Origin of the sequence: Streptomyces sp. NRRL F-2580, assembly GCF_000720115.1 — a bacterium.
Classification (GTDB): Bacteria; Actinomycetota; Actinomycetes; order Streptomycetales; family Streptomycetaceae; genus Streptomyces.
The window spans coordinates 46,123-69,510 of record NZ_JOIR01000010.1 but is presented as its reverse complement, the minus strand read 5'-3'; the positions used below and the strand labels follow the sequence as shown (position 1 = coordinate 69,510).

Here is a 23,388-nt window from a genome sequence, read left to right as displayed (position 1 = left end):
CGCCCCGTCACGGGCTTCGGGTCAGGTCGCCCTCGGGGTTCCCCGCGGGGCTGTCGCCGGACTTGTAGTGCAGCGTCCCGTTGGCGTTGAGGGTGAAGCGCTCGTCGGCGGAGCCGTTGGAGCAGATCCCGGGAGCCGGGTTGCGGTTGCCCGAACTGTCCAGGACGAGCGAGCGGTCGGTGGCGGAGGACAGCTTCCAGTCACCGCTGCAGTCGGTGCCGAGGACCGCCAGGACCGACTTGTCCCGGGCGACGACCTCGCCGCTCTTTCCGCCCTTGATGGTGATCTCGAACTCGGTGGAGGCCCCGAGCCGGGCGGTGGTGACGGTGCCCTTCCAGGTGCCGATGAGCTCCTTGGGGACATCGGTGCGGGTCCCGGAGGGGGCCGCTGAACTCGCGCTCGGCGCCCCCGAGGGCCGGGTGGCGTCCGGGGCCGCCGGGCTGGAGGTGCGCGGGCCGTCCGAGGCGACGTCCCGCCCCTTGTCCCCCTGGCCGGGCAGCAGGCCCATCCCGTACAGCCCGCCGGACAGCCCCGCGAGCACGGCGGCCGCGGCGAGGACGAGGGTGCAGCTGAAGCGGCGGCCGGCCGCCCTGACGCTGATCTGCCGGCCCCCCGTCCCCTCCGCGGCGGTCCGCTGGCCGGGCAGCGGACCACCGGCGGTGGGACCGGAGGGGCCGTACGGGCCGGCGCCGCCGGCGCCCGAGCCCGCGGTCCCGGTCGGGGCCCCGAACACCCCGGGCGCCGAGCCCTGGCTCCCGTAGGACCGGTACGGGCCGGGCGCGGCGAAGCCGGCGCCCGCCGGGCCCCCGTACGAGGCGGCCGTGAACGGCACCGGCCCCGACGGGGCGTCCGCCGTGGCGCCGCCGCCCCCGTACGACGGGTCGGGCGCCCCGAAGCCGGCCCCCGGCCCGGACCCGCCGCCGGTGGAATCGGCGTCGAGGTCCAGCAGTGCCACGGCGGCCCGGCTGGCCTCCTCGACCAGGGGCGCGGGAAGCCAGCCGGGGGCGCCCAGCGCACCGCCGAGGGCCGCCGCGACCGCCTCCGGGGACGGCCGCTCGGCCGCCGCCTTGGCCAGGCAGGCCGCGATCAGCTCGCGCAGCTCCCCGGCCGGCAGCGCCCCGAGCTCGGGCGGCTCGTGCACCACCTTGTAGAGGAGGGTGGCCGAGTTGTCCCCGGTGAAGGGCGGCCGCCCGGTCGCCGCGAAGGCCAGGACCGCGCCGAGCGAGAACACGTCGGCCGCCCCGGTGACGCCCTTGCCGAGGATCTGCTCGGGCGACATGTAGCCGGGCGAGCCGACGGAGACGCCGGTGGAGGTGAGCGAGGCGGTGCCGTCCGTGGCCCGCGCGATCCCGAAGTCGATCAGCCGCGGGCCGTCGAGGGTGAGCATCACGTTCGACGGCTTCACGTCCCGGTGGACGAGGCCCAGCCCGTGCACGGCCACCAGGGCGCGGGCCAGACCCGCGCCGACGGCCCGTACCGAGGACTCGGGGAGCGGCCCGTGCGCGGCCAGCGCCCGGTCCAGGGAGGGCCCGGCCACGTATCCGGTGGCCACCCACGGCACCGGTGCCTCCGGGTCCGCGTCGAGCACCGGCGCGGTCCACTCGCCGCCCACCCGCCGGGCCGCCTCCACCTCGCGGCGGAACCGGGCCCGGAACTCCTCGTCGGCGGCGAAGTGCGGGTGCACGATCTTGACGGCGACGGTCCGGCCGCCCGCACTGCGCCCCAGGTAGACCCGGCCCATGCCACCCGCACCGAGCCGGCCGAGCAGCCGGTACGTGCCGATGGTCCGCGGCTCACCGGCTTCGAGCGGCTGCATCGCGTCCCCCAATCCCCCGTGATCGCGGGCGCCTTGTGCCACCCGGCCGAGCAGCAGCCTAGGCCGTGCGGGCGCGGGGGAAGGCCCCGTCACCCTTTTGCATTTCCCGTCCGCGATCAGAAATGCAAAAAGGCGTCAATTCCCGGGAAACTTCGCATTCGCCCGCCCGACACAATCGGCTACCGCTCGGTAAACCCGGTCAGCACTCCTGGACCACCGCGCTCAGCAGCTCCACGGCCACATCCGAGGCATACCCCGTCGTGGGTCCGGTACGGCGCGCGAATTCCCGTACGCCGGCCAGCTGATCGGGGCCGAAACGGAAGTCGAGCGTCGTGAAGTACCGCTCCAGCAGGTCCGCGTCGAAGGCCTCCCAGCGGGCCGCCTGCTCGGCGACCTTGGTGACCTCTTCCAGGGAGACGTCCCGGGAGGCGAGGAAGGCCTCGTGGACCTCGCGCACGACGCCGGGCTCACGGGCGAGGTAGTCCTTGCGGGCGGCCCAGACGGCGAAGACGAACGGCAGTCCGGTCCACTCCTTCCACATGTGCCCCAGGTCGTGCACGGTCAGCCCGAGCCGGGGCGCGTCGTGGAGCGAGGCGCGCAGCGCGGCGTCGCCGATCAGTACGGCCGCGTCCGCCTCCTGCATCATCACGCTCAGGTCGGGCGGGCAGGTGTAGTAGTCCGGACGTACCCCGTACTGCTCGGAAAGCAGCAGCTGAGCGAGTCGTACGGACGTACGAGAGGTGGAGCCGAGGGCGACGCGGGCTCCGTCGAGCTGTTCCAGGGGCACCTGCGAGACGATCACGCAGGACATCACGGGGCCGTCGCAGCCGACCGCGATGTCGGGGAAGGCGACGAGCTGGTCGGCGTTGCGGAGGAACTCCACGAGGGTGATCGGACCCATGTCCAGGTCGCCCTGGACGAGGCGTTCACTGAGTTTCTCGGGGGAGTCCTTGGTCAGCTCCAGGTCCAGCAGCGTGCCGGTTCTGGCCAGGCCCCAGTAGAGGGGAAGGCAGTTCAGGAACTGGATGTGGCCGACGCGGGGCCGGCTGCGGTAGACGTCCACATCGCGAGACTAGCCCCCGCATCCGCGTCAGCCTTCGGGCGGGTCTCAAACGTCCGGGTGACGTGATCTTTCCCTCTGGTCTCCGCCGCGGGGTGCGTGCTAGGCTCGACGCAAGTTGCAGTTTGGTTTCCCTTGCAGTACGAGGCCTGCGGAGAATGTGACCCGCAGGCTTTTGTAGTTTTCAGACTTCTTAGCAGGTTCTGGAGCAGGGCGACCCTTTGGCCCATAGGAGGGCTCATGGCTACCGGAACCGTGAAGTGGTTCAACGCTGAAAAGGGCTTCGGCTTCATCGCCCAGGACGGCGGCGGCCCGGATGTCTTCGTCCACTACTCCGCGATCAACGCCTCTGGCTTCCGCTCCCTCGAGGAGAACCAGATGGTGAACTTCGACGTCACGCAGGGTCCGAAGGGCCCGCAGGCGGAGAACGTCACCCCGGCCTAGTCGCCTGGGCCAACCTGTCGCGGGTTGGAAAAGCAGTACCCAAGGAGCCCTGTCACCTCTGCGCGAGCAGAGGTGACAGGGCTCCTGCCTTTTCCCTCCCGGGGTGGGGGCGGGGTACGGCAGTGGCCCCCGGCACCTTGACGGTGCCGGGGGCCACTTGCCGTACGGGCCGGGGCCCGGGCCGGTTTGGCCGGGGGCCCGTCGGCTTCAGGCCGGGGGCTGGGTGGTGCCGGGGGCGGTGATCTTGATGTCCAGGATCAGGGTCACGTTCTCCTTGGTGGTCAGGCGCAGGGAGTACGTGCCCGGGGCCGCGTCCGTGGTGAAGAGCTCCGGCAGGACGATCTTGCCGTCGGCGCCCGTCTTGGGGAGCACGCGGCCGAAGACCTTCTTGCCGTCCGCGTCCTTGAAGTACGGGGCCTTCGCGGTCGCCGGGTCCACCGGGACCCACTTGCCGTCCGCGTCCTTCACGACCAGGTCGGCGACCGTCTCCGTACCGGCGACGGCCTTGCCCGCGGCCGTGGCGAGGACCTCCACGCCCTTGAGGCTCGTACCGGCGACCGCCTCCAGCGGCTTCGAGCCCTCCGGGCGCGACAGCTTGTCGGCGACCGTCACCGTGACGCGGCCCTCGAAGTTCTCCGTGAGCCTGGTGGTGGTGTCGTAGGCGGAGACGCGCAGCTTGAAGGTGCCCGCCTTGGTGCCCGCCTTCAGGCCGGGCGCGGCGGCGATGCCGTCGGAGCCCGTCTTGACCACCAGGGACTTCTCCGCCCCGAAGAGCGTGCCGCCGGTGGTGTCCTCCTCGACCGCGAAGATCACCTCGCGGTCGGTGGCGGGCTTGCCGTCGCTCAGGAGCAGCTTGACCTTCGGGATCACGGTGAAGGCCGCGCCGGCCTCGGCCGTCAGCCCGGGCCCGTCGAGCACCGTCAGGTCCTGCAGGTGCGGGGCCGGCTTCTCCGGGGTCGGCGTCGGCGTGGGCGTCGGGGTGGGGGTCGGCGTCGGGGTCGGCTTGGGCGTCGGCGTCGGCGTCGGCGTGATCGGGGTCCGCGACGGGGTCGGCAGGGTGCCCGGCTGCACGGGCGGGTAGTTGCCGGCCGGCGGGTTCGCGACCTCGGCGGCGCCGCCGTCCTGGTACTGCCGCATGTAGCCGAGCACGGTGTTCACGTACTCGCGGGAGTTGTTGTAGCTGAGGATCGCCGCGTCGAGCTTGGCCTGGTTCGACAGGTCCCGGTCGCCCGCGCACAGGTAGAGCCCGGCGCCCAGCGCGGCGTCGTAGATGTTGTTCGGGTCGCGCTTGGCGTCGCCGTTGCCGTCGGCGCCCCAGGTGGCCCAGGTGGAGGGGATGAACTGGAGCGGGCCGACGGCGCGGTCGTAGACGGCGTCCCCGTCGAACTCGCCCTTGTCGGTGTCCCGGATCTCGGCGAAGCCGTTGCCGTCGAGGCGGGGGCCGCGGATCGGCTTCTCGGTGTAGCCGTCGGCCTTGAGCCCGTAGCCGGACGCGTGGACGGACTCGACCCGTCCGATGCCGGCGAGCAGCTGCCAGGGCAGCTTGCAGCCGGGGAGCGCGGCCGCCACCGAGAGTTCGGCGCGGTGATAGGCGTCGAGGGCGGTCGCGGGTATCCCGCTGGCCCCCTCCTGCGCGCCCGCGCCGGTGGGCGGCGGGTCTGCGACGGTGTCGGGCAGGTCCAGCCGGGCGTCACCGCGGTCGGTGGCCTGCGGGCTGTCCGGAGTCGGCTCGGACTCGCCCGCGTCGGCGGTCGACGGATTGGTCACGACCGCGGCGGTGGTCAGGCTGGCCGCGAGGGCGGCCGTGCACAGGACCTTGCGCGAGGTGTTGACGAGGTGACGGTGAAGCGGCTTCACAGTGCGGCGATCCCCCCAGGAGCCGTCAAGGGTGTACGGCAGGTCTAGCCGTGAATATCCACTGTCTATCAGGTATTCGAACCCGACTCGCCGTCCCGCCGACAGATGTGACGCACCATTCGTCTCGGCTTCACCGGGGTCTCGCGGCCGAACGGTCGGAGATCCCAACTCCCTGACCGGATTGCCCCGATCGGAAGTGATTTCCGATCGGGGCACCGGTGTGCACCGCTACGGCCGGCTGTAGGTGAAGTAGCCGAGCAGGTCGGTGATCACGTGGTTGCTGCCGCCCCAGCTGTTCCAGATGCTGACCTTGCCGTCCCCGACGGGGGTGATGACGTGGTTCGGAACGGTGTCGCCGGGCCGGGTGTTGAGGCTGCTCGCGTCCGTGCGGGCGGTCCCGTACCCGTGGACGGTGAGGAAGCCGGCGTCGCTGGTGTCGGTCGCGGTGACGTTCAGGGCCGCGCCGACGGCGTCGGCCGGCAGACCGGGGACCGTGGTGGTCGCGCCGGGGGCGAGCTTGCCGGTGGTGCGGGTGTCGGCCAGGCGCTTGGGAACGACGGGGGTGAAGAAGGCCCCGCCGCCGCCGTCGAGGTAGTAGCCGACCGCGTCGACGACCAGGTCGGTGGAACCGGCGTTGTTGTAGAGGGTGATGGTGCCGTCCGGGCCGACCGGGACGATGACCTGGTTGGACTTGTCCTTGCCCGGCTCCGGGTTCAGGTTCGAGGTGGCGGGCCGCTTCGTCGGGTCGGCATAGGCGATCACGTGCGTGCCGGCCGTGGCACCGGTGCTGGTCAGGTTCAGCGCGACGGCGGTGGCGTCCGGCGGAATGCTCCGCACGCCCGCGACCTTGACGGTCCGGGTCTGGCCGCCGCCCAGCGCGCCGCCCGCGGTACGGGTGTCGGCGAGCCGGGTCGGGGTGACCGGGGTGAACCGGTGCCCGGTGTTGGGCTGGTAGTAGCCGACGAAGTCGACGACGACGTGCCCCTGGCCGGAGTTGAGCTGGGCGAGGACCTTGCCGTCGGCGCCGATGGGCACGGTGACGGTGTTGGACGAGGTGCCGCCCGCGCGGACGTTCACGTTCGAGGTCGCCGGGCGCGGCTGGCCCGAGGGCCAGACGTTCAGGTGGGTGTCCTGGCTGGCACCGGTCACGGTCACGTTCAGGACGGCCGCGGTGGCCCCGCCCGTGTGGTGGGGGCCCGAGCTGTAGAAGACGACCGGCAGGGCCACCGGGGTGGCGGCGCCGGCCTGCACCGGGGTGCCCGCGGTACGGGTGTCCAGGACGCGGAACGGGTGCAGGGGCACGTAACCGGACGCGGCGTACGCGACCTGCACGGTCCGGCTGACCGCGGAGGTGGCGCCGTTGACGTCCTTGAGGGTGACGGTCACCTTGTAGTCGCCGGGCTGCGCGTAGGCGTGGCGGACGGGCTCCAGCGCGGACACCCGCTCCTTGGCCCCGTCACCGAAGTCCACGTCCACCTGCTGGACCGGCCACGGCGCGGTGGAGGTCCGCGGGTCGACCTCGACCGTCAGCGGGGCGACGTACGCCCGCGGGTCCTCGGCGGTCGGCAGGAACGGCTTGGAGGTGAAGCCGGCCGTCAGCGGGCCGGGCGCCGTCACCTTGGCCTTGTACCCGGCGACGACCTTCAGCTGGGCGTCGTTGTACACGGTGACCATCGCCGTGCACTCGCACGGCGAGCTGTAGACGTGCGTGGCGGTGGTCTCCTTGGTGACGACGGGGGCGGAGCCGTCACCGAAGTCGAAGTGGTGGGTGAGCCCACCGGGCCACGCGCTGACCGTGGTGGCCGTCGCCTTCACGGCGGCCCCGGCCGGCGCCCAGGGCTGGTCGAACTCCAGCCGGGTGCTCTCCAGCCAGTTCTGGCCCTCGCGCGCACCGCGGTCGAGGTACCCGCCGTCCTTGCCGGTGTTGGGCACGCGGGCGTCGTCTACGACCGGATATCCCTTGGAGTCGGTGAGCAGCACGCCGGGTGCCGTCGCGTCGGCGGAGTCGACGGCCTTCGTGCCGACTTCCCCGGCCGACGGGACCACGAGGTCCCGGCCGCCCTGGCCGGTCGCCGCGTGGAACGCCGCCTGGTCCTGGTGGGCGGCGCCGCCCCACTTGTAGACCTGTCCGGCCTTGAAATCGCCCGCGATCAGGTTGGAGTCGGAGCGGGTCCCGTCCGCGGCGCTCTGCGACACCGCGATGGCGCCGCGTCCCAGAGCCGGGTCGCACGGACCGGACAGGTCCTTGGCGTTGATCAGGTTGTTGAACACGGCGGAGCCGGACGAGCCGCCGCTGAGCGAAACGGCCGTGCCGCAGCCGAGTGCGACGGAGTTGTTCGTGATGACCGTGCCGGGGGCGTCCACCACGGCGAGCGGATCCGGCTTGTCGCCCTGGAACTCGTTGCGGCTGAGTACGGTGCGCTGGGCGCCGCCCTCGATCCGGACGCTGCCGTACAGCAGCGCCCGGCTGACGCGCACGTCCGTGCTCGCGTCGCCGACCACGAGGGACGCCCCGGTCGTGGGGGCGATCGTTCTGATCCGCTCCAGCTCGACATCGGCGGAGCGGCTGACCCTGAGGCCGCCGTTGGCGTTCAGATCGCGGAGCACCACGTGCGACGCGCCGCTGATGGTGAGCGCCTGCCGGAGGCTCACCGTGCTGCCCACCGGCCCGTCGGCCAGGAAGCTGACCGGGTTGCCCGGTGCGCCGGAGCTGCCGATGGTGACGGCCTCGTCGTAGGTCTTGCCCGTCTTGATCCGCACGCTCTGGCCCGGCGCCACGGCCTTGGCCGCCGCCGAGATGGTGCAGAAGGGCACGGCCTGCGAGCCGGGGCCGCCGTCCGTGCAGGAGGAGTCGGCGGAGTTGTTCACGAAGAGCGCGGGCGGGGCCTCGGCGGCCACGGCGGACGGAACACCGAGAAGGGTGACGAGACCTGCGGTGAGCAGGACCGTCGCAGGAGTGGGACGCACCAGGAGGGTTTCCTTCAGGCCAGAAGTGACGTGGGGTCACGCCGGTCGCGGCGCCGCACGACTGGTAGACGTTCTGTTCCCCCAGCGTCAGCCGGGCGCACGCGAGCTCGAACAGACATCGATCATCATCCCTTGCCGAACCAGCCACTGTCGTCCGTTTTCAGCCACGCCCGGCGGGTGACGGCGTGACCAGCGTCACCGTCACGAGCGCGTGGGGGCGCGATGAATTCCGGCGAGCGCGGCAGTCTCTCCTTCGTACGCACCGACCGCGTAGGCACCGACCGCGTACGCGCCGACCACGTACACGCCGACCACGTACACGCCGACCGGCTCGAAGAGCTCGAAGAAGAGGAAGACCCCCATGCGCATCGTCATCACCGAATTCATGAGCCTCGACGGCGTCGTACAGGCCCCCGGCGGCCAGGGCGAGGACAACGACGGCGGCTTCGCCCACGGCGGCTGGTCGCACCCGTTCTTCGACGCGGAGGTGGTGGGCGGCGCCTTCGCCGAGGCGATGGCGAAGGCCGAGGCGCTGCTCTTCGGCCGCCGCACCTGGCAGACGATGGCCGCGGCGTGGCCCGACCGCGCCGGCGACCCGTTCGCCGACCAGATGAACGCCATCCCGAAGTACGTGGTGTCCGCGACGCTGGGCGAGGACGAGCTGACCTGGAACAACACCACGCGCATCGCCGGCGCCGAGGCCGTGGCCCGCATCCGCGAGCTGCGCGCGGCCGACGGCGGCGACCTGGTGGTCATGGGCAGTCCCACCCTCGTACGCACCCTGCTGGGCGAGGGCCTGGTCGACGAGCTGCGGCTCATGATCATGCCGGTGCTCCTGGGCGGCGGTAAGTCGATCTTCCCGGCCGACGGCGGGCTGCGCACCCTCGAACTGGCCTCGACCACCATCAGCCCGGCGGGCGTCCACGTCTGCACCTACCGGCCGGTGACCCGGGGTTAGGCCCGGGACCACGCCCGGGCGAGTACGCCGACGGCCCGGGACCGGGCCGGGGCGGGGGGTGGCCCCGGCGGGGGCGTTGAGGCATATGGCCGTCACGACGCGCGACGCCATATGACCGTATGTAACTTCGCAGGTGTCCCGCTTCCCGCCGCGGCAGAGCCTGCCGAGGCATGCCACGAGAGGTGCCCATGAGGCGCACTGCACGAAGTGACCAAGACGATTCCCCGCCCGGCCGCGCCCCGCACCGAGGCTGGCGACGGCTCGCCGTCGCCGCCCTGGCCCCGCTGCTGGCCCTGTCGGCCACGACCGCGACGGCGCAGGGCGTGTGGGTGACCGTCCCGAACCTGCCGACCCCGAGATTCGGGCTGGCGAGCTCGGCAGCGGACTGCCCGGAGGGGCTGCGCGGCACCTGCGTGTACGCCGCCGGCGGCATCGCCAGTCCGGAGAAGTTCGAGGCGTACAGCCCCTCCAGCGGCACCTGGGCCACGCTGCCCGTGCTGAAGACCCCCCGCGACCACGCAGCGGCAACGACGGCGCCCTGTCCCAACGGGGTGCGGGGCGACTGCGTCTACGTCCTCGGGGGTTCCGTAGGAGCCGCGACCAGCAGGGTCGCCGAGGCGTACAGCACGGAGACCAACGCCTGGCTGTCCCTGACGCCCCTGACGGAGGACCGCACCCGCGCGGCGGCGGCCACGGCACCGTGCCCCGAGGGCCTGCGGGGCACGTGCGTGTACGTCTTCGGTGGCACCGGCACCGCCACGGCGGAGGCGTACAACCCGGCCACCAACCGGTGGGCCTCCGTGGCGAGCCTGCCGACCACCCGATCCGATCACGCCGGCGCGGCCGCGCCCTGCCCCGGGGACCCGAACCCTCGCCACCTCTGCGTGTACGCCATCAGCGGGACCAACGCCAACCCCCTCTCGGTGGACTTCTACAACCCCGACAACAACCAATGGGGGCCCGCGGCCGACATTCCGACCGCCCGCACCTTGGGGAGGGCGGCAACGGCCCCCTGCCCCGATGGCATGAGCAACGGCTGCATCTACACCGTGGGCGGAGACGAAGCGCCGACCACGGTCGAGGCCTACACACCGGTCACCAATGCCTGGGTGACGCTGCCCTCCACGCCGACGGGCCACACGGACCACGGTGTGGCCGCGGCGCCGTGCCCCAGGGACTCGAAGCACCACTGCGTGTACGCCATCGGAGGCCTGGTCCGCGCCGAGGGCCCCGCCACGAGCACGGTCGAGGCCTTCGCCATCGAGCGTCAGAGCGGCCGCCCCCGGCCGAGGCCGGAGCCCACCCCCGCGCCCACGGCTCCGAACGGCTCGCGGCCGGACTCCGCTCCGGCCCCGCGGCCCAACCCCGACGTGAAGCCGCAGCCTGACGTGAAGCCCCAGCCCGACGTGAAGCCCTGGCCGAAGCCCGAGCCCAAGCCCGAAAAGCCGGCGCCGAGGCCCCCGGCCGACAACCACCAGACCCGCCCCGCCCCGGACGCGGGCCTCGACCCGGACCTCGACCCGGAGTTCGGCCTTCCGGGCGACGACATGGAAGACGCCCGCTAGTCGGACCCGTCACCCAGGGCCGGCGCCGCCACGGCGCCGGCCCGGGCTGGGGCCGGCGACGGCTACCGCCAGACGACGGCCCGCCACTGGACCGGCCAGGCGCTGGAGCTCGCCATGTCGCCCGCGACGCTCCCGGCCGCGTTGATCGCGACCGGGTCGGCCTGGCCGAGGCCGACGGGAGGGGGCAGCGCGGTGACCTTGCCCTGCGCGTCCCGCGTCACGGCGCGTTCGTCGGAGGTGCCGACGCTGGTTCCCGCGTCGTTGATGCCCTGGACGAAGGCGTGGCCGGTACCCCGGAGCAGTTCGAGTTCGGTGACGGTGGTGCCGGCTGCGCTCCAGCGCGGGGAACGGTCCTTGACCTTCGCGACGACCACGCCTCCAGCCGGGTGAGGGCGCCTGACGCGGACCACCGGGCGGCGTGCCGTGCGCCGTCCGGCGTGTCGGTGAACCCTGCCACCGTGACTTCGTCCGGGGCGGGCAGGGGATCGTCCGTCAGCGTCAGAAGTGCAGCTCGGGCGGGAAGCCGGTCCAGCGGAGTTCGGCGGGGAGGTGCCGCATGTCGTTGGAGAAGAGGACGGCGGCGGGTCGATCAGGCGCGTACCGGATGACCGTCAGGGCGGCGTTGGCGTGGTTGAGGCCGAGCCAGCGCCACTTCGGAGCGTGCATGGCCTCGCGGACGAGCCAGGCGACCAGGAAGTTGTGGGTGACGACCAGTTCGTGGCGGTCCTCTTCGCCGTCCACCGGACCGGTGAACCGCTCCATCGCCTCGCGGACCAGCCCAGGTCCCCGCTCCCGCTCCTCGTCAGAGGCACCTTCGAGAAAGCGGAGGTAGAAGTCGGCGGATTCCGCCGGAAGCTCCTCCCTTTGCGGCAGGTAGGGGACGTAGTCACCGGCAGCCTCCGACCGGTGCAGAGGAACGTCCTTCAGCTGGTCGCCGATCAGCTGTGCCGTCTGCTCGGCCCGGGGCAGCGGGCCGTGGTGCACCGCCGCGAGCGGGACGTCTCGGAGGCGCCGGCCGAGCAGCGTGGCCTGCCGGCGGCCGCCCGCCGTCAGCCCGCTCTCGTCCGGCAGCGCCTCGCCGTGCCGGACGAGATGGAGGTACCGCGTGGCCGTGCCCGTCATGCCGAACTCCTTGGATCCGTTATCGATCTTGTGCACCACTGGACGCCCCCCTCCCCGTGCCGGTTCCTCCGAACTCAAGGCGTGTGCTCAGCGGCGAACCCGCGCCGTGCGTATGCGGCTGTCTCTTCGCTGGGGAAGGCGCGGGCCGGGCGCTCTTGGCGCTGCGCCAGACCCTCACCCCCCGTACAGCCCCTCGATCACCTCCGCGTACCGTTCCGCCACCGCCGCGCGGCGGAGTTTCAGGGTCGGGGTCAGGGTGCCCGCCGCCGTCGTGAAGTCCTCCGGGAGGATGTGGAAGGCGCGGATGCGGGCCGGGCGGGAGACCGTGGCATTGGCTTCGGCCACCGCCGCTTCGATCAGGGCGCGGACCGCCGGGTACGTGGCCGGGGTAGGGCCCGGGTCGAGGCCCTCGCGCGCCGCCCAGGCCGTGATCTCCTCCGCGTCCAGGGTGATCAGGGCGACCGGGTAGGGGCGGCGGTCGCCGATCAGGACCGCGCGGGAGACGTAGCGCGAGCGCTGGACGGCGAACTCGACCTCCGTCGGGGTGAGGTTCTTCCCGGCGGAGGTGATGATCAGCTCCTTCTTGCGGCCCGTGATGCGGAGGTAGCCGTCGGCGTCCAGTTCCCCCAGGTCGCCGGTGTGCAGCCAGCCCTCCCCGTCCAGCGCCCGCGCCGTCGCGGCGGCGTTCGCGTGGTAGCCCGGGAACACCATCGCCCCGCGCGCCAGCACCTCGCCGTCCTCCGCGATCCGTACCTCGCAGCCCGCGATCGGACGGCCGACCGTCCCGTGGCGCGCCGCCTCCGGGTGGTTGAGGGAGATGACTCCGCCCGACTCCGTCATCCCGTACCCCTCGAAGACGGTGATCCCGCAGGCGCGCAGGAAGTCCAGGGTCGCCGGGGCGATCGGGGCGCCGCCGGTGAGCGCCCATTTCAGCCGGCCGCCGAACGCGCCCCTGACCAGGGAGTAGAGGGACTTCTCCGCCGCCTCGTACTCCGCCCGCCGGTCCTCCGGCAGCCGGCCGTCCGCCGCGAGTATGCCCACCCGTACGGCCTCCTCGAAGCGTTCGCGGCCGCCCTCCCGGGACTCCGCCAGCGAGAGGACCACCGAGTGCAGCTTCTCGAACAGCCTGGGAACAGAGGGGAGATGGGTCGGTGCGACTTCCGCGATCTCCGTGAGCACGTCCTCGATCCGGCCGCCGAAGTAGCACAGCTCCCCGCCCTCCAGCAGGGTCGTGAACTGGATCAGCTGGGCGAGCATGTGCGCGAGGGGCAGGTACAGGTACGTGGAGTCCCCCGGCCCGCCCTTGATGAGGGGGACGGTGGCGTCCTGGATGGCGCCCAGGTTCCCGTGGGTGAGGCGGCAGCCCTTGGGCAGGCCCGTCGTGCCCGAGGTGTAGACGATCGACGCGTCCGCGGCGGGGGTCACGGCCGCCGCCCGAGCCCGCAGCTCGGCCTCGGCCCCGGCGTCCACCCCGGCCGGCCCGCCCACCCCAGCCGGCCCACCCCCCCCAGGCAGGTCGTCCAGGTCGTCCATCAGCACCACCGACCGCAGCGCGGGCAGTTTCGCCCGGAGCGCCCCGACGCGTTCCGCCTGTCTCCCGTCGTCGCAGACCACGACGACGGCCTCCGAATCCGACAGGACCCAGGCGAGTTCCTCCTCCCCCGCCGTCGGGTAGACCGGTACGAGGACCGCGCCCGCCGCCAGCACCCCGAAGTGCGTGTACGTCCACTGCGGCCGGGTCTCCGCCAGTACGGCGACCCGTTCCCCGGCCGCGACGCCCAGGCCGAGCAGCGCGCACCCGACGGCCCGTACCTCCGCGGCCAGTTCCCCGTACGTACGGGTCTGCCACCCGCCGTCGGGCGACCGGAACCGCAGGGCCGTCTCCGGCCCGTACCGCTCCTCGGTCCACTGGGTGAACACCGCCAGCGTGCTCGGCCGACCGTCCATCGCATGCCCTCCGGGGGAGTTGGTGACCCCCGACGCTAGGCAGGCGTACGGCCGCCGCGGCATGACCGGAAGCGTCACCCCTGCTGACCCGAGCGCTCACCGGTCCGCGCACGTCCGTATCGCCCCGCGCCGCCGCGGGCTACCGTCGAGGCATGGGGAGGCGGACGATCACCGTGCACCACGTACGCGCCCTGCTCGCGGGGGCGCGCGGCAGCGGCATCGACACCGTGCCGCTGCTCCAGGAGGCGCAGATCCCGCCGCTGCTGCTGGGCGACGACCGGGCGCGGATCACGCCCGCGCAGTTCGCCCGGCTGTTCCGGGCGCTGTACCGGACCACGCAGGACGAGTTCCTCGCGCTGAGCCCGGTCCCGAGCCGTCCCGGCACCTTCGCGATGATGTGTCACGCCTCGCTCGGCTGCCGTGACCTGGGCGCGGCGACGGAGCGGGCGGCCGCGTTCTACGGGCTGTTCCCGGGCGGGCCGGAGCTGGCGCTCGAAGTGGCGGGCGGCGAGGCCCGGTTCACCGTGCGCAACGACTTCGCCCGGGACGAGGACCGTTTCCTCACCGAGTGCGTGCTCGCGATCTGGCACCGGCTGAGCAGCTGGCTGGTGGGGCGGCGCATCCCGCTGGCGTACGCCGCCTTCGCCTATCCCCCGCCGCCGCACGAGGAGGAGTACGAGGTCCTCTTCGACTGCCCGGTCCGTTTCGGGGCGGACCGTACGGGCGCCGCCTTCGACGCGCACTGGCTGACCGCGCCGCTCGTACGGGACGAGCCCGCACTCGACGCGATGCTCCGGCGCGCGCCGTTCGACCTGCTGTCGCGCCCGGAGTACGGGACCACGGTCGCGGAGCAGGTACGCCGGACCCTGACGCAGCGGCTGCGCACGTCGCCGCGGCTGCCCGCGCTCGGCGAGGTGGCGGCGCGGCTCGCGGTGTCCCCGGCCACGTTGCGGCGCCGGCTCCAGCAGGAGGGGACCTCGTTCCAGCAGCTGAAGGACCACGTGCGGCGGGACGCGGCGATCGCGGGGCTGGCGGAGAGCGGCGAGCCGATCGCGGAGCTCGCGGCGCGGCTGGGCTTCTCGGAGGACACGGCCTTCCACCGCGCCTTCCGCCGCTGGACGGGCACGACCCCGGGCGCCTACCGCATTGCGTCGAGCAGCTAGCCCCCAGCCCAGGGCCGGTCCGCCGTCTGGGTTCGGGGCCCTCGTTCGGCCCCCGGGCCTGCTGTCAAGTCCCGGGATTCAGTGGCGTGACGCGGTGTCTCGCATGGAGCGCAATGGATGCACGGGGCTCGGTCCCCGCTCCCCGCTCCCCGCTTCCCTCTTCCCGTTCGCCATCGCCATCGCCATCGCCATCGCCTGAAGGAGACCGTCATGACCAGCATCCACCGCCTCGCCCTCCTCAAGGCCGCCATCGCCGTGGGAGCCATCCGCGTGGCCCCCAGTGCCCTCGGCTCCTCCCGCATGACGCCCTCCACCGGCAGCCTCATCCCCATGAAGCCCGACTCCGGCGAGCGGGACCAGGCGTACGCCGGCAGCAGGGCTCGCGCCGCCTGATTCGGCACACGGGCGCCCCGGCGGGTGCGTTTTCGGGCCAGGAAAGCTGAGCTGCGCGGTCAGCGACCTTCCTACTGGTCGGTCACTACCTTCGGCTCACCGATCCCCGCACGGAACGAGCCTCTGGGAGCCCCCCATGCGTTTGCGCAGCACCGCCCTCGCCGCCGTGGCCGCCCTGGCCGTCTCGGCGGTCCCGGCCGCGATCCCCACCGCCGGCGCCGCCCCCGTCTCCGCCCCCGCCTCCTCCCCCGGCGACATCGTCGCCAGCGCCCCGTCCGCCTTCCACCCGCTGCCCGGCCAGCCCACCAACACCAGGGCCTGGAAGATCCACTACCGCTCGACCACCGCCGATGGGACCCCGAACACCGTCTCCGGCACCGTCATCGTCCCGCAGGACGGCCGGAGCGGCCCGCGCCCCCTGATCACGTACGCCGTCGGCACGGTCGGCCTCGGCGACTCCTGCGCGCCGAGCGACAACCTCCCCCACGGCACCGCCATGGAAGCCAACCTCATCCAGCAGCTCACCCTCCGCGGCTGGGCCGTGGTCGTCACCGACTACGAGGGCCTCGGCACGCCGGGCGTCCACACCTACACGGTCGGCCCCTCCGCCGGGCACGCCGTCCTCGACGCGGCCCGCGCCGCCCAGCGGCTGCCCGGGACGGGCCTGTCGCCGACCGGCCCGGTCGGCATCATGGGCTACTCCCAGGGCGGGCAGGCCAGCAGCTGGGCCGCCGAGCTGCAGGGCTCGTACGCCCCCGAGCTCCAGGTGAAGGGCACGGCCACCGGCGGTGTCCCCGCCGACCTGCTGGAGGTGGCCGACTACAACAACGGCTCCTACGGCTCCGGGCTCATCTTCATGGCGGCCGCCGGACAGGACGCGGCCTTCCCGGAGCTGAAGCTGGACTCCTACCTCAACCCGGCGGGCCGGCTGCTGGTCTCCGGGATGAAGGAGAACTGCGTGGCGATCGACGCGATCGCCGGCTCCTTCAAGCGGATCTCCGACCTGACCACGCGCGACCCGCTCGCCCAGCCGGACTGGCGGGCCCGGCTGAACCAGAGCCGCCTCGGGCGGACGGCCCCGGCCGCGCCGGTGTACCAGTACCACGCGCTCGCCGACGAGCTGATCCCGTACGGGGTGGGCCGCCGGCTGCGCTCCGACTGGTGCGCCCGGGGCGCGAACCTCGAATTCGACACCGTCTGGGCCGGTGAGCACGTCAGCGGTGTGATCACGCACTCCCTGGCGGCCGGGAACTGGCTGGCGGACCGCTTCGCCGGCCGTACCACGCACGCCAACTGCTGACCGGCACGCCCCGTCCCGTCGGGGGGACCACTCCCCGACGGGACAGGAACGCAGCCCCAACCCGCCCAGCCCGCCCGGCCACACCCGCCCGGCTGGCCCACACCCACCCGGCCCGCCGCTAGGCGTCCCGCGGGCCCCGGTACAGCTCCTCGATCCGGTCCGCGTAGTCACGGGCGACCGCGCCCCGCTTGAGTTTCATCGACGGGGTCAGGTGGCCGCGCGCCTCGGTGAACTCGCCCGGCAGGACGGCGAAGCGGCGGATCGACTCGGCCCGCGACACCAGCCGGTTCGCCTCGTCGACCGCCCGCTGGAGGTCCGCCAGCAGTTCCTCGTCCCGCACCAGCTCGCGCATCGGCACGCCCTGCTTCCTGTGCATCTGGCGCCAGTGGTGCAGCCCGTCCGGCTCCAGGGTGATCAGCGCGGTGATGTACGGGCGGTTGTCGCCGACCACCATGCACTGGCCGACCAGCGGGTGGGCGCGCAGCCAGTCCTCCAGGGGTGCGGGGGCCACGTTCTTGCCGCCGGAGGTGATGATCAGGTCCTTCTTGCGGCCGGTGATGGTGAGGTACCCGTCGGCGTCGAGCTCCCCGATGTCGCCGGTGGCCAGCCAGCTCCCGTACGGGAGGGCGTGCCCGCTGTTCCAGTAGCCGGCGAAGACGTGTCCGCCGGCCAGCAGCACCTCGCCGTCCTCCGCGATGTGTACGGCCGTGCCGGGCAGCGGCCAGCCCACCGTGCCGAGCCGGGGGTGCTGCGGCGGGGTCACGGTGCTCGCGCCGGTGGTCTCCGTCAGGCCGTAGCCCTCGAAGACCTCGATGCCGGCGCCGGTGTAGAAGGCGGCGAGCCGCCGGCCCAGCGGGGAGCCGCCGCTCAGGATGTAGCGGACGCGGCCGCCGAGCGCGGCCCGGATCCGCCGGTAGACGAGCGGGTCGTACAGGGCGCGGCCGGCGCGCAGCACGAGTCCGGGGGCCTTGCCCTTGGCCAGCTCGCCGAGGCGCTGCGCGATGCGGGCGGCCCGGTCGAAGGAGGAGGCCCGGCCCATGCTCTCGGCGGTGGCCCGGGCGGTGTTGTAGACCTTCTCCAGCACGTACGGGATGGCCAGGAGGAAGGTCGGCCGGAAGCCTGCCAGGTCGGCGAGGAGGTCGTCGGTGCTGATGCTGGGGGCGTGTCCGAGCTTGACGCGGGCCCGCAGGCAGCCCACGGCGACCATGCGTCCGAAGACGTGGCTGAGCGGGAGGAAGAGGAGGGTGGAGGCCGGGTCCTTGCTGACGGACTTGAAGACGGGGTGCAGCAGTTCGACCGCGTTGTCCACCTGGGCGAAGAAGTTGGCGTGGGTGATCACGCATCCCTTGGGCTGCCCGGTGGTGCCGGAGGTGTAGATGAGGGTGGCGACGGCGTCCGGCGTACGGGCGGCGCGCCGGTTGTGCACCACCGCGTCGGGGATGCGTTCCCCGGCCTTGATCAGCCGGGCCACGGCGCCGGTGTCGAATTCCCACAGGTGGGCGAGCCAGGGCAGGTGGGCCCGCTCGTTGCTGATGAGCCGGGCCTGCGCCGTGTCCTCGACGGCGCAGGCCACGGCTCCGGAGTCCTGGATGATCCAGCGGGCCTGGAGGGCGGAGGAGGTGGGGTAGATCGGTACGGTGACCAGCCCTGCGGCCCATCCGGCGAAGTCGAGCAGGGTCCACTCGTAGGTCGTCCGGGCCATGATCGCCAGCCGGTCGCCCTCGCGCAGCCCCTCGGCGATCAGGCCCTTGGCGACGGCGAGCACTTCGGCCGCGAACTCGGCGGCCGAGACGTCTCGCCAGGACCCGTCCCGCTCCTTGCGGGCGAGGACCGCTTCGCGGGGAGCCTGGTGGGCGTTGTCGAAGGGGATGTCCCCGAGGGATCCCTGCTGCGGCGGGCCCACGAGCGCGGGGACCCGTACCTCGCGCACCACCCCGTTGATCACGGTCTTGACGGGTTCGACGGGTTGGACGGAGCTGATGGGGCTGGCGGTACCGGCGGGGCTGTCGGGCTTCAGCTCGGCTCCCATGGCGCACTCTCCTTGGCTCGGCACGAGCGTTACCGCGGGTAATTTACGTAGCGGTAACCCGGCCCGACCAGCCCCCGGAGCCCTTCTTCACGGACGCTCCACCCCACTGACACCGATCGGTGCCACTGACACCGATCTGTGCCGCACGCGTGGAGATGGCTGCCCCCGCGTGCAGATCACTGCCACACCCCCGTCGATCAGTGCCACACCCCGGCGGCGGCGGTGCGGCCGACGTAGTCGGCGAAGTCGCGGGGCTCGCGGCCCAGGGCGCGCTGGACGCCGTCGGCGAGGGTGGCGAAGCGGCGCTCCTCGATCCAGCCGTTGAGCAGGTTCAGCAGGGCGACGTAGTCCTCGGTCGGCTACCGCAGCGCCTTCGGACTGAGCGTGGCCTTCCAGCGGGTGTACGGCACCCGGCCGAGCCACCACCGCGCGGCTGCGGGCACGGTCCGCCGCGCTTCCTAGGACAGGGCCTGGGGCGTCGAACGGGTGCCGGTGACGAGGGAGTTGAGGAGGGCCGCGCCCCGGGCGGCGTCGTCGACGCTCACCGCGAAGTCCTTGCCGCGGGAGCGGACGACCAGGCATTCCCCGGCGCGCAGCATCACCGTCGTACCGAGCCCGCTGAGCCGGTAGCCCCAGCCGCCGACCTGGGTGGGCGTCCGGTCCTCGGCACGGGCCGATTCGATGTCCGCGGCGGCCCAGCGCCGTACGGGCCACCCGAGCGGCCCGAAGCCGACCTCCAGCCCCTGCCCGGTGACCCGTGCCCGTACGGAGGAGAAGGCGAGCGCCGACACGGAGGCGACGCCGAACGGCGCGACGAGCTGCCACGCCGGCCCGAGCAGCCCGCCCGCCCCGGCGACCGCGGCGACGGCCGCTACGGCTCCGAGGCCGGCGGCGGTGAGCCGGAGCCACGGGTTCGACGTCCGGGCGAGCCATACGAGCCGCTCGCCCGCGGGGATGTCCATGACGGGAGCACCGGCGGCCGGGCTCACGGCCGTCACCGGCCCCTGACGGTTGATCAACGCTCCGGCAACGGCCGCCAGGACCGCCGCGGCGAGCACCGCCGCCACCACCCGGCCGTCCGGCGGATCGGCCTGCCGCCAGTCCTCGTGGTCCAGGTTGGCCCGTACGATCGCGGCCTGCGCGCCGGCCAGGAGCACACCACTGGGCAGCAGTACGGTCGCGGCCCGAGCCCGGGCCACGGTGAACACGGCGACCCCCAGGGCCAGTACGGCCCAGATCGCCGTCGGGAGGGCCAGCGACTCCCCGAACGACGTGGAGCCGTCGGGTGCCGCGGACGCGCCACCACCGCCACCGCCACCGCCGCCCCAGTGGGTGGCCATCCGGTCCGGCAGCCGTGCACTCGCCGTCAGGGGCAGTCCCACCAGCACCGCCCCGACCCCGGCCACCCAGCCGGCCAGCCCTAACGCCCTGCCCCTGCCCCTACTCCTACTCCTACTCCTGCCCGTGCCCGTCCGGCTCACGGCGCCCCCTTGATCATTTCGATGAGATCGTCCTTGCCGTAGCCCAGGCGTGCCCCGTCGGCCACCAGCTCGCGTACGCGCTCCAGCAGCGCGGAGCGCGTGTCGGCTCCGCCGGCCACGGTGACCCCGCGCCCCCGCCGGAACTCCAGCACCCCTTCGTCGCGCAGGGCGCGCAGCCCGCGCAGGACGGTGTTCGCGTTCACCCCGAGCGCCTGCGCGAGGTCCCGCGCGGGCGGCAGCCGGTCCCCCGGGGCGCACTCCCCCTCGGCGACGGCCCGCCGCACGGCCCCGGCCACCTGCTCGTGCAGGGGCCGGTCGTCCGCGATGTTCAGCTTCAGCAACATGGTGCTAATGACGCTAGCACCATACCTCTCACCTGATCCAGTGCTCAGGCATCCAGGGGGCGCCAGGCCGGACCCTCTCCATCCCGCTGCACGCGGCCGAACACGACGTCGGCGAAGTGGACGCCGAAGCCGATCGTGTCGGGCTCCGCCAGCTCGGCGACGAGGCGGTGGCGGTGGTCGGCGGTCCGGGCCTGGTCGTGGTCGAAGGCCGAGGACCAGTCGGGGTGGTCGACCTGGATCGGGGAGTGCATGGCGTCGCCGAAGGCGATCAGGCGCCGTCCGCCCCCGGTGATGACGTACTCGGCGTGCCCGACGGTGTGGCCCGCGGTGATCCGCACGCGCACGCCGGGGAAGATCTCCTGCCCGTCGGTGACGGTACGCACCCGCGGCGCGAGGGCGGCGACCTGCTCGCCCATGCCCTGGTCCTCCAGGAGGTCGCGCCGCTCCCACTCCGGCTCGGAGATCAGGTAGTCGGCGTGGGCGAACACCGGCTGGTCGCCGCCGGGGGCGGGGTGGCAGGCCCAGCCGAGGTGGTCGGCGTGGAGGTGGGTGAAGGCCACGGCCTCGATGTCCTGCGGGCGGCGGCCGAGTTCGGCCAGGCCGTCGGCGAGGGCGCCTCCGTGGATCGTGCCGATGGGGCCGTCCGGGGCCTCGTGCGTCTGCGGGCCGAAGCCCGCGTCGATCAGCAGCGCGCGGTCGCCGCGCTCGACGAGCAGTGCGCCGACGCTGCCCACGAGGTGGCCCGTGGCGTCCAGGTACTCCGGGTGCGCGGCCCACACCTCGTCGGTGGTCCCGGGCAGCACGCTCAGCGGCCGGAGCCGCACATCGCCGTCCGGCACGTACGACACCTTCGTGTCGCCGAGCCGTATCGAGCGGATGCCCGCCGGGCGGCGCAGCCGTACGTCCTGCTCCTGGTCCACCGTCAACTCAGCCATGGGTCCTCTTCCGTGAGTCGTCATCAGGTCGCCACGGCGTTCGTGCCCCGCGGCGACGACGTCACCATAAACATCAAGCTCGAATCATTCAAGCTGGAAATATTCAGTCTTGACGGACTTGCTAGGGTGGTGGCATGACGACGCCCCCCGAGCAGCAGGTCATTGCCGAGCGCCAGCTGTGCGGTCTGGTGAACGGACTGGCGCAGCGGATCGCCGAGCACGTGCGGGAGCGCGCCGCCACCCTCGGCCTCACCGCGCCCCAGGCGACCGCACTGCGGGAGATGAGCGGGCCGATGACCATGCGGGAGCTCGCCGAACGCATGAGCTGCGAGCCCTCCAACACCACCTTCGTCGTCGACAAGCTGGAGAAGCAGAGCCTGGTGGAGCGCCACCCGCACCCCACCGACCGCCGCGCCAAGCACCTCGTCCTCACCGCCGAGGGCACCGCACTGCGCGAGCGCCTCCTGGCCCTGCTCGCCCTGGACTCCCCCCTGTCCGGCCTCACCCCCCAGGACCAGCGCGTCCTGCACGCCCTCCTGGAACAGGCCGTCACCTCCCGCTGAGCCCTGAGCCCTGAGCCCTGTCCGGGCCTAGGCGGCGGCCGGCGGACAGTCGCGGCAACGACCCGGAGCCGGGGCACGGAAGGCGCGATCGCAGCTGTCGCAGTTCTGGAGGGGATCCGGCCGTCTGGGCCGCCGGATCACCGGTGCGGGCGGGAGGTGCGGCGGGACCAGTTCGCCGAGCCGGTACGCGAGGACGGACGCGGGGTCGCGCATGTGCTCGGGGAGGTCGCTGGACAGTGCTCGCGCCACCGCCTCGGGGTCGGCCCCGCGCTCCAGCCAGGCCGATACCCCCGGAACGAGCCGCCGTACGTCGCGTTCGGACAGCAGGAGCCGCGAATCGTGCCGCCGCAGCCCGGCGAGCAGATCGGCCGCGCCGGGGTGCAACGCCCGCGGCACGGGCAGAGCATCGAAGGCCCGACCCCTCCGAGCCGACGCCGGCCCCGACCCCGGCGCCGGCAAGGGCTCCCGGACCGGCAGTGGCGGAGGCGGAGGCGGAGGCGGAAGCGGAAGCGGTGACGATGGAGGCGAAGGCGGGCCATCCGGAGGCGGCGGATCGTCGGAAGACGGGTGGTCATCGCAAGCCGGCGGGTCATCCGCAAGCGACGGCGGGTCATCGGCAGGCGACGGCGGCTCGTCGAGAGGCGACGGCGGATCATCGCAAGGCAGGGGCCCATCCGAAGTCGGCGGGCGGTCAGGACCAGCGACAGCTCCCGGCCTGTTGTACGAGAACGTCCGGGTCACCACCTGCCCGGTCGCCAGCCGTTCGCGCCGCCGCTCCAGGTAGCCGTGCCGCTCCAACTCCCGCAGGGCGGAGGCGATCCGCACCTCCCCCTCGCGGAACCGCTCCGTGAGCGCCTTGATCCCGACGGGGGCCCCGTCGGGCAGCGACTGGATGTAGGCGCCGACCCCGATCGCCGTCGCCGACAGATCGGCGTGCTGGAGGAGGTGGTTGCCCACCACGGTGAAGTGACGCCTGTGCGGCGTGTTGACGTGAAGGACACCGGATCGGGGGGTCCCGGGTCGAACACGGGCCGCTGCGCGCGTCGGCGCGCTAAGGTGCTGAGGAGCCATAGGGAAGGTGTTGCTTCCTAGTTGGTCAGGCCCTCGGCCGGGATGCCAGTCCCGCCGGGGGCCGTCTCATGTCTGTGGTGGTCGGGGCGAGCATATGCCCGCCAACCCTCCCCAAATCCAGCCCAGTTGCCACGTTTCACCCATCCGAGCGACACGGTCCGGGTTTGGTGGGGTTGGTTGGTTCTTTCCCCCAGTTCTTTGGGTCTTTCAACGTCCGCCCCCACCGCATCCCGGCCCCCCGCGCCCCGGCCCCCCGCATCCCGAAAACCCGCGCCCCGGTAACCGCCACCGCCGAGCTCGCGCGGCTCGCAGGGGCGAGGGGTTGGGGGTTTTGGGGTGTGAGGGGCGGTGGGGGCGCGAGGGGGGTGGTCCG

The 23,388-nt window shown here is 73.0% G+C and carries 20 protein-coding genes; 7 read left to right on the top strand and 13 right to left on the bottom strand.

Annotated elements, in window-relative coordinates:
- Positions 1 to 7: 7 nt before the first annotated feature.
- Positions 8 to 1,816 carry a serine/threonine-protein kinase gene (locus IF88_RS0112060; protein ID WP_030710153.1) on the bottom strand — a complete coding sequence of 603 codons (1,809 nt, stop codon included), beginning with the start codon at positions 1,814 to 1,816 and terminating at the stop codon, positions 8 to 10.
- A 199-nt stretch (positions 1,817 to 2,015) separates the two neighbouring features.
- Entirely contained in the window at positions 2,016 to 2,879 is an 864-nt protein-coding gene (locus tag IF88_RS0112055) for a menaquinone biosynthetic enzyme MqnA/MqnD family protein (RefSeq protein WP_030710151.1), read from the bottom strand.
- A 237-nt stretch (positions 2,880 to 3,116) separates the two neighbouring features.
- On the opposite strand from IF88_RS0112055, the gene IF88_RS0112050 reads away from it, so the two are divergent.
- A complete protein-coding gene (locus IF88_RS0112050) occupies positions 3,117 to 3,320 on the top strand; it encodes a cold-shock protein (RefSeq protein ID WP_030162033.1) in 204 nt (67 codons plus the stop codon).
- A 207-nt stretch (positions 3,321 to 3,527) separates the two neighbouring features.
- On the opposite strand, the gene IF88_RS0112045 is transcribed toward IF88_RS0112050, so the two are convergent.
- From IF88_RS0112045 to IF88_RS46465, 3 genes are all read right to left on the bottom strand, one after another.
- Positions 3,528 to 5,177 carry a lytic transglycosylase domain-containing protein gene (locus IF88_RS0112045; protein WP_030710149.1) on the bottom strand — a complete coding sequence of 550 codons (1,650 nt, stop codon included), beginning with the start codon at positions 5,175 to 5,177 and terminating at the stop codon, positions 3,528 to 3,530.
- A gap of 228 nt (positions 5,178 to 5,405) precedes the next feature.
- Complete coding sequence (locus IF88_RS0112040) at positions 5,406 to 8,144, bottom strand: PKD domain-containing protein (RefSeq protein ID WP_030710147.1); 2,739 nt, start codon at positions 8,142 to 8,144, stop codon at positions 5,406 to 5,408.
- Positions 8,145 to 8,345: 201 nt separating this feature from the next.
- Positions 8,346 to 8,519 (bottom strand): hypothetical protein, encoded by a 174-nt coding sequence (locus tag IF88_RS46465; protein WP_158754355.1) that lies wholly within the window; start codon positions 8,517 to 8,519, stop codon positions 8,346 to 8,348.
- On the opposite strand from IF88_RS46465, the gene IF88_RS0112030 reads away from it, so the two are divergent.
- Together IF88_RS0112030 and IF88_RS45345 are read left to right on the top strand one after the other, a co-directional pair.
- Positions 8,506 to 9,102, top strand: a complete 597-nt coding sequence (locus IF88_RS0112030; RefSeq protein WP_030710145.1) for a dihydrofolate reductase family protein — start codon at positions 8,506 to 8,508, stop codon at positions 9,100 to 9,102. The two genes, IF88_RS46465 and IF88_RS0112030, sit on opposite strands and share 14 nt — an antisense overlap.
- Positions 9,103 to 9,290: 188 nt before the next feature.
- Positions 9,291 to 10,667 (top strand): Kelch repeat-containing protein, encoded by a 1,377-nt coding sequence (locus IF88_RS45345; protein WP_030710143.1) that lies wholly within the window; start codon positions 9,291 to 9,293, stop codon positions 10,665 to 10,667.
- Between the two features lie 62 nt (positions 10,668 to 10,729).
- Here the strand turns inward: IF88_RS45345 and IF88_RS0112020 are convergent, their stop codons facing one another.
- From IF88_RS0112020 to IF88_RS0112010, 3 genes are all read right to left on the bottom strand, one after another.
- Positions 10,730 to 11,041 (bottom strand): hypothetical protein, encoded by a 312-nt coding sequence (locus IF88_RS0112020; protein WP_030710142.1) that lies wholly within the window; start codon positions 11,039 to 11,041, stop codon positions 10,730 to 10,732.
- A gap of 124 nt (positions 11,042 to 11,165) precedes the next feature.
- Positions 11,166 to 11,789, bottom strand: a complete 624-nt coding sequence (locus IF88_RS0112015) for a histidine phosphatase family protein (RefSeq protein ID WP_030710140.1) — start codon at positions 11,787 to 11,789, stop codon at positions 11,166 to 11,168.
- A 174-nt stretch (positions 11,790 to 11,963) separates the two neighbouring features.
- The gene (locus IF88_RS0112010) at positions 11,964 to 13,736 is read right to left on the bottom strand and encodes an AMP-dependent synthetase/ligase (protein WP_030710139.1); all 1,773 of its coding nucleotides are present in this window, start codon (positions 13,734 to 13,736) and stop codon (positions 11,964 to 11,966) included.
- Positions 13,737 to 13,888: 152 nt separating this feature from the next.
- Between IF88_RS0112010 and IF88_RS0112005 the strand changes: the two genes are divergently transcribed.
- The 3 genes from IF88_RS0112005 (at position 13,889) to IF88_RS0111990 (ending at position 16,592) form a co-directional block, all read left to right on the top strand.
- Positions 13,889 to 14,899, top strand: a complete 1,011-nt coding sequence (locus IF88_RS0112005) for an AraC family transcriptional regulator (protein WP_030710137.1) — start codon at positions 13,889 to 13,891, stop codon at positions 14,897 to 14,899.
- Between the two features lie 210 nt (positions 14,900 to 15,109).
- Positions 15,110 to 15,292 carry a hypothetical protein gene (locus IF88_RS0111995; RefSeq protein ID WP_030710135.1) on the top strand — a complete coding sequence of 61 codons (183 nt, stop codon included), beginning with the start codon at positions 15,110 to 15,112 and terminating at the stop codon, positions 15,290 to 15,292.
- Between the two features lie 136 nt (positions 15,293 to 15,428).
- The gene (locus IF88_RS0111990; protein ID WP_030710134.1) at positions 15,429 to 16,592 is read left to right on the top strand and encodes a lipase family protein; all 1,164 of its coding nucleotides are present in this window, start codon (positions 15,429 to 15,431) and stop codon (positions 16,590 to 16,592) included.
- 118 nt (positions 16,593 to 16,710) lie between these two features.
- On the opposite strand, the gene IF88_RS0111985 is transcribed toward IF88_RS0111990, so the two are convergent.
- The 4 genes from IF88_RS0111985 to IF88_RS0111970 all read right to left on the bottom strand — a co-directional run bounded on the left by IF88_RS0111985 (position 16,711) and on the right by IF88_RS0111970 (position 21,381).
- Positions 16,711 to 18,621 (bottom strand): AMP-dependent synthetase/ligase, encoded by a 1,911-nt coding sequence (locus IF88_RS0111985; RefSeq protein ID WP_030710132.1) that lies wholly within the window; start codon positions 18,619 to 18,621, stop codon positions 16,711 to 16,713.
- Positions 18,622 to 19,079: 458 nt separating this feature from the next.
- Positions 19,080 to 20,003: a DUF1648 domain-containing protein gene (locus IF88_RS0111980; protein ID WP_234323498.1), complete on the bottom strand. Its 924-nt coding sequence runs from the start codon at positions 20,001 to 20,003 to the stop codon at positions 19,080 to 19,082.
- Between the two features lie 95 nt (positions 20,004 to 20,098).
- Positions 20,099 to 20,446 (bottom strand): GntR family transcriptional regulator, encoded by a 348-nt coding sequence (locus tag IF88_RS0111975; protein ID WP_030710128.1) that lies wholly within the window; start codon positions 20,444 to 20,446, stop codon positions 20,099 to 20,101.
- A gap of 44 nt (positions 20,447 to 20,490) precedes the next feature.
- Positions 20,491 to 21,381 carry an MBL fold metallo-hydrolase gene (locus IF88_RS0111970; RefSeq protein WP_030710126.1) on the bottom strand — a complete coding sequence of 297 codons (891 nt, stop codon included), beginning with the start codon at positions 21,379 to 21,381 and terminating at the stop codon, positions 20,491 to 20,493.
- 134 nt (positions 21,382 to 21,515) lie between these two features.
- Here IF88_RS0111970 and IF88_RS0111965 point away from each other — a divergent pair, with 134 nt between their 5' ends.
- Positions 21,516 to 21,944, top strand: a complete 429-nt coding sequence (locus tag IF88_RS0111965; RefSeq protein ID WP_030710124.1) for a MarR family winged helix-turn-helix transcriptional regulator — start codon at positions 21,516 to 21,518, stop codon at positions 21,942 to 21,944.
- Positions 21,945 to 21,971: 27 nt separating this feature from the next.
- On the opposite strand, the gene IF88_RS49325 is transcribed toward IF88_RS0111965, so the two are convergent.
- Positions 21,972 to 22,340, bottom strand: coding sequence for a hypothetical protein (locus IF88_RS49325; protein WP_324617193.1), 369 nt, complete (start codon positions 22,338 to 22,340; stop codon positions 21,972 to 21,974).
- Positions 22,341 to 23,388 lie beyond the last annotated feature (1,048 nt).

What these genes read in the sequence shown, in the direction of transcription:
- IF88_RS0112060 (WP_030710153.1), bottom strand. Translation starts at nt 1,816, where the DNA reads ATGCAGCCGCTCGAAGCCGGTGAGCCGCGGACCATCGGCACGTACCGG.
- IF88_RS0112050 (WP_030162033.1), top strand. Translation starts at nt 3,117, where the DNA reads ATGGCTACCGGAACCGTGAAGTGGTTCAACGCTGAAAAGGGCTTCGGC.
- IF88_RS0112030 (WP_030710145.1), top strand. Translation starts at nt 8,506, where the DNA reads ATGCGCATCGTCATCACCGAATTCATGAGCCTCGACGGCGTCGTACAG.
- IF88_RS46465 (WP_158754355.1), bottom strand. Translation starts at nt 8,519, where the DNA reads ATGACGATGCGCATGGGGGTCTTCCTCTTCTTCGAGCTCTTCGAGCCG.
- IF88_RS45345 (WP_030710143.1), top strand. Translation starts at nt 9,291, where the DNA reads ATGAGGCGCACTGCACGAAGTGACCAAGACGATTCCCCGCCCGGCCGC.
- IF88_RS0112015 (WP_030710140.1), bottom strand. Translation starts at nt 11,789, where the DNA reads ATGACGGGCACGGCCACGCGGTACCTCCATCTCGTCCGGCACGGCGAG.
- IF88_RS0112010 (WP_030710139.1), bottom strand. Translation starts at nt 13,736, where the DNA reads ATGGACGGTCGGCCGAGCACGCTGGCGGTGTTCACCCAGTGGACCGAG.
- IF88_RS0112005 (WP_030710137.1), top strand. Translation starts at nt 13,889, where the DNA reads ATGGGGAGGCGGACGATCACCGTGCACCACGTACGCGCCCTGCTCGCG.
- IF88_RS0111995 (WP_030710135.1), top strand. Translation starts at nt 15,110, where the DNA reads ATGACCAGCATCCACCGCCTCGCCCTCCTCAAGGCCGCCATCGCCGTG.
- IF88_RS0111990 (WP_030710134.1), top strand. Translation starts at nt 15,429, where the DNA reads ATGCGTTTGCGCAGCACCGCCCTCGCCGCCGTGGCCGCCCTGGCCGTC.
- IF88_RS0111985 (WP_030710132.1), bottom strand. Translation starts at nt 18,621, where the DNA reads ATGGGAGCCGAGCTGAAGCCCGACAGCCCCGCCGGTACCGCCAGCCCC.
- IF88_RS0111975 (WP_030710128.1), bottom strand. Translation starts at nt 20,446, where the DNA reads ATGTTGCTGAAGCTGAACATCGCGGACGACCGGCCCCTGCACGAGCAG.
- IF88_RS0111970 (WP_030710126.1), bottom strand. Translation starts at nt 21,381, where the DNA reads ATGGCTGAGTTGACGGTGGACCAGGAGCAGGACGTACGGCTGCGCCGC.
- IF88_RS0111965 (WP_030710124.1), top strand. Translation starts at nt 21,516, where the DNA reads ATGACGACGCCCCCCGAGCAGCAGGTCATTGCCGAGCGCCAGCTGTGC.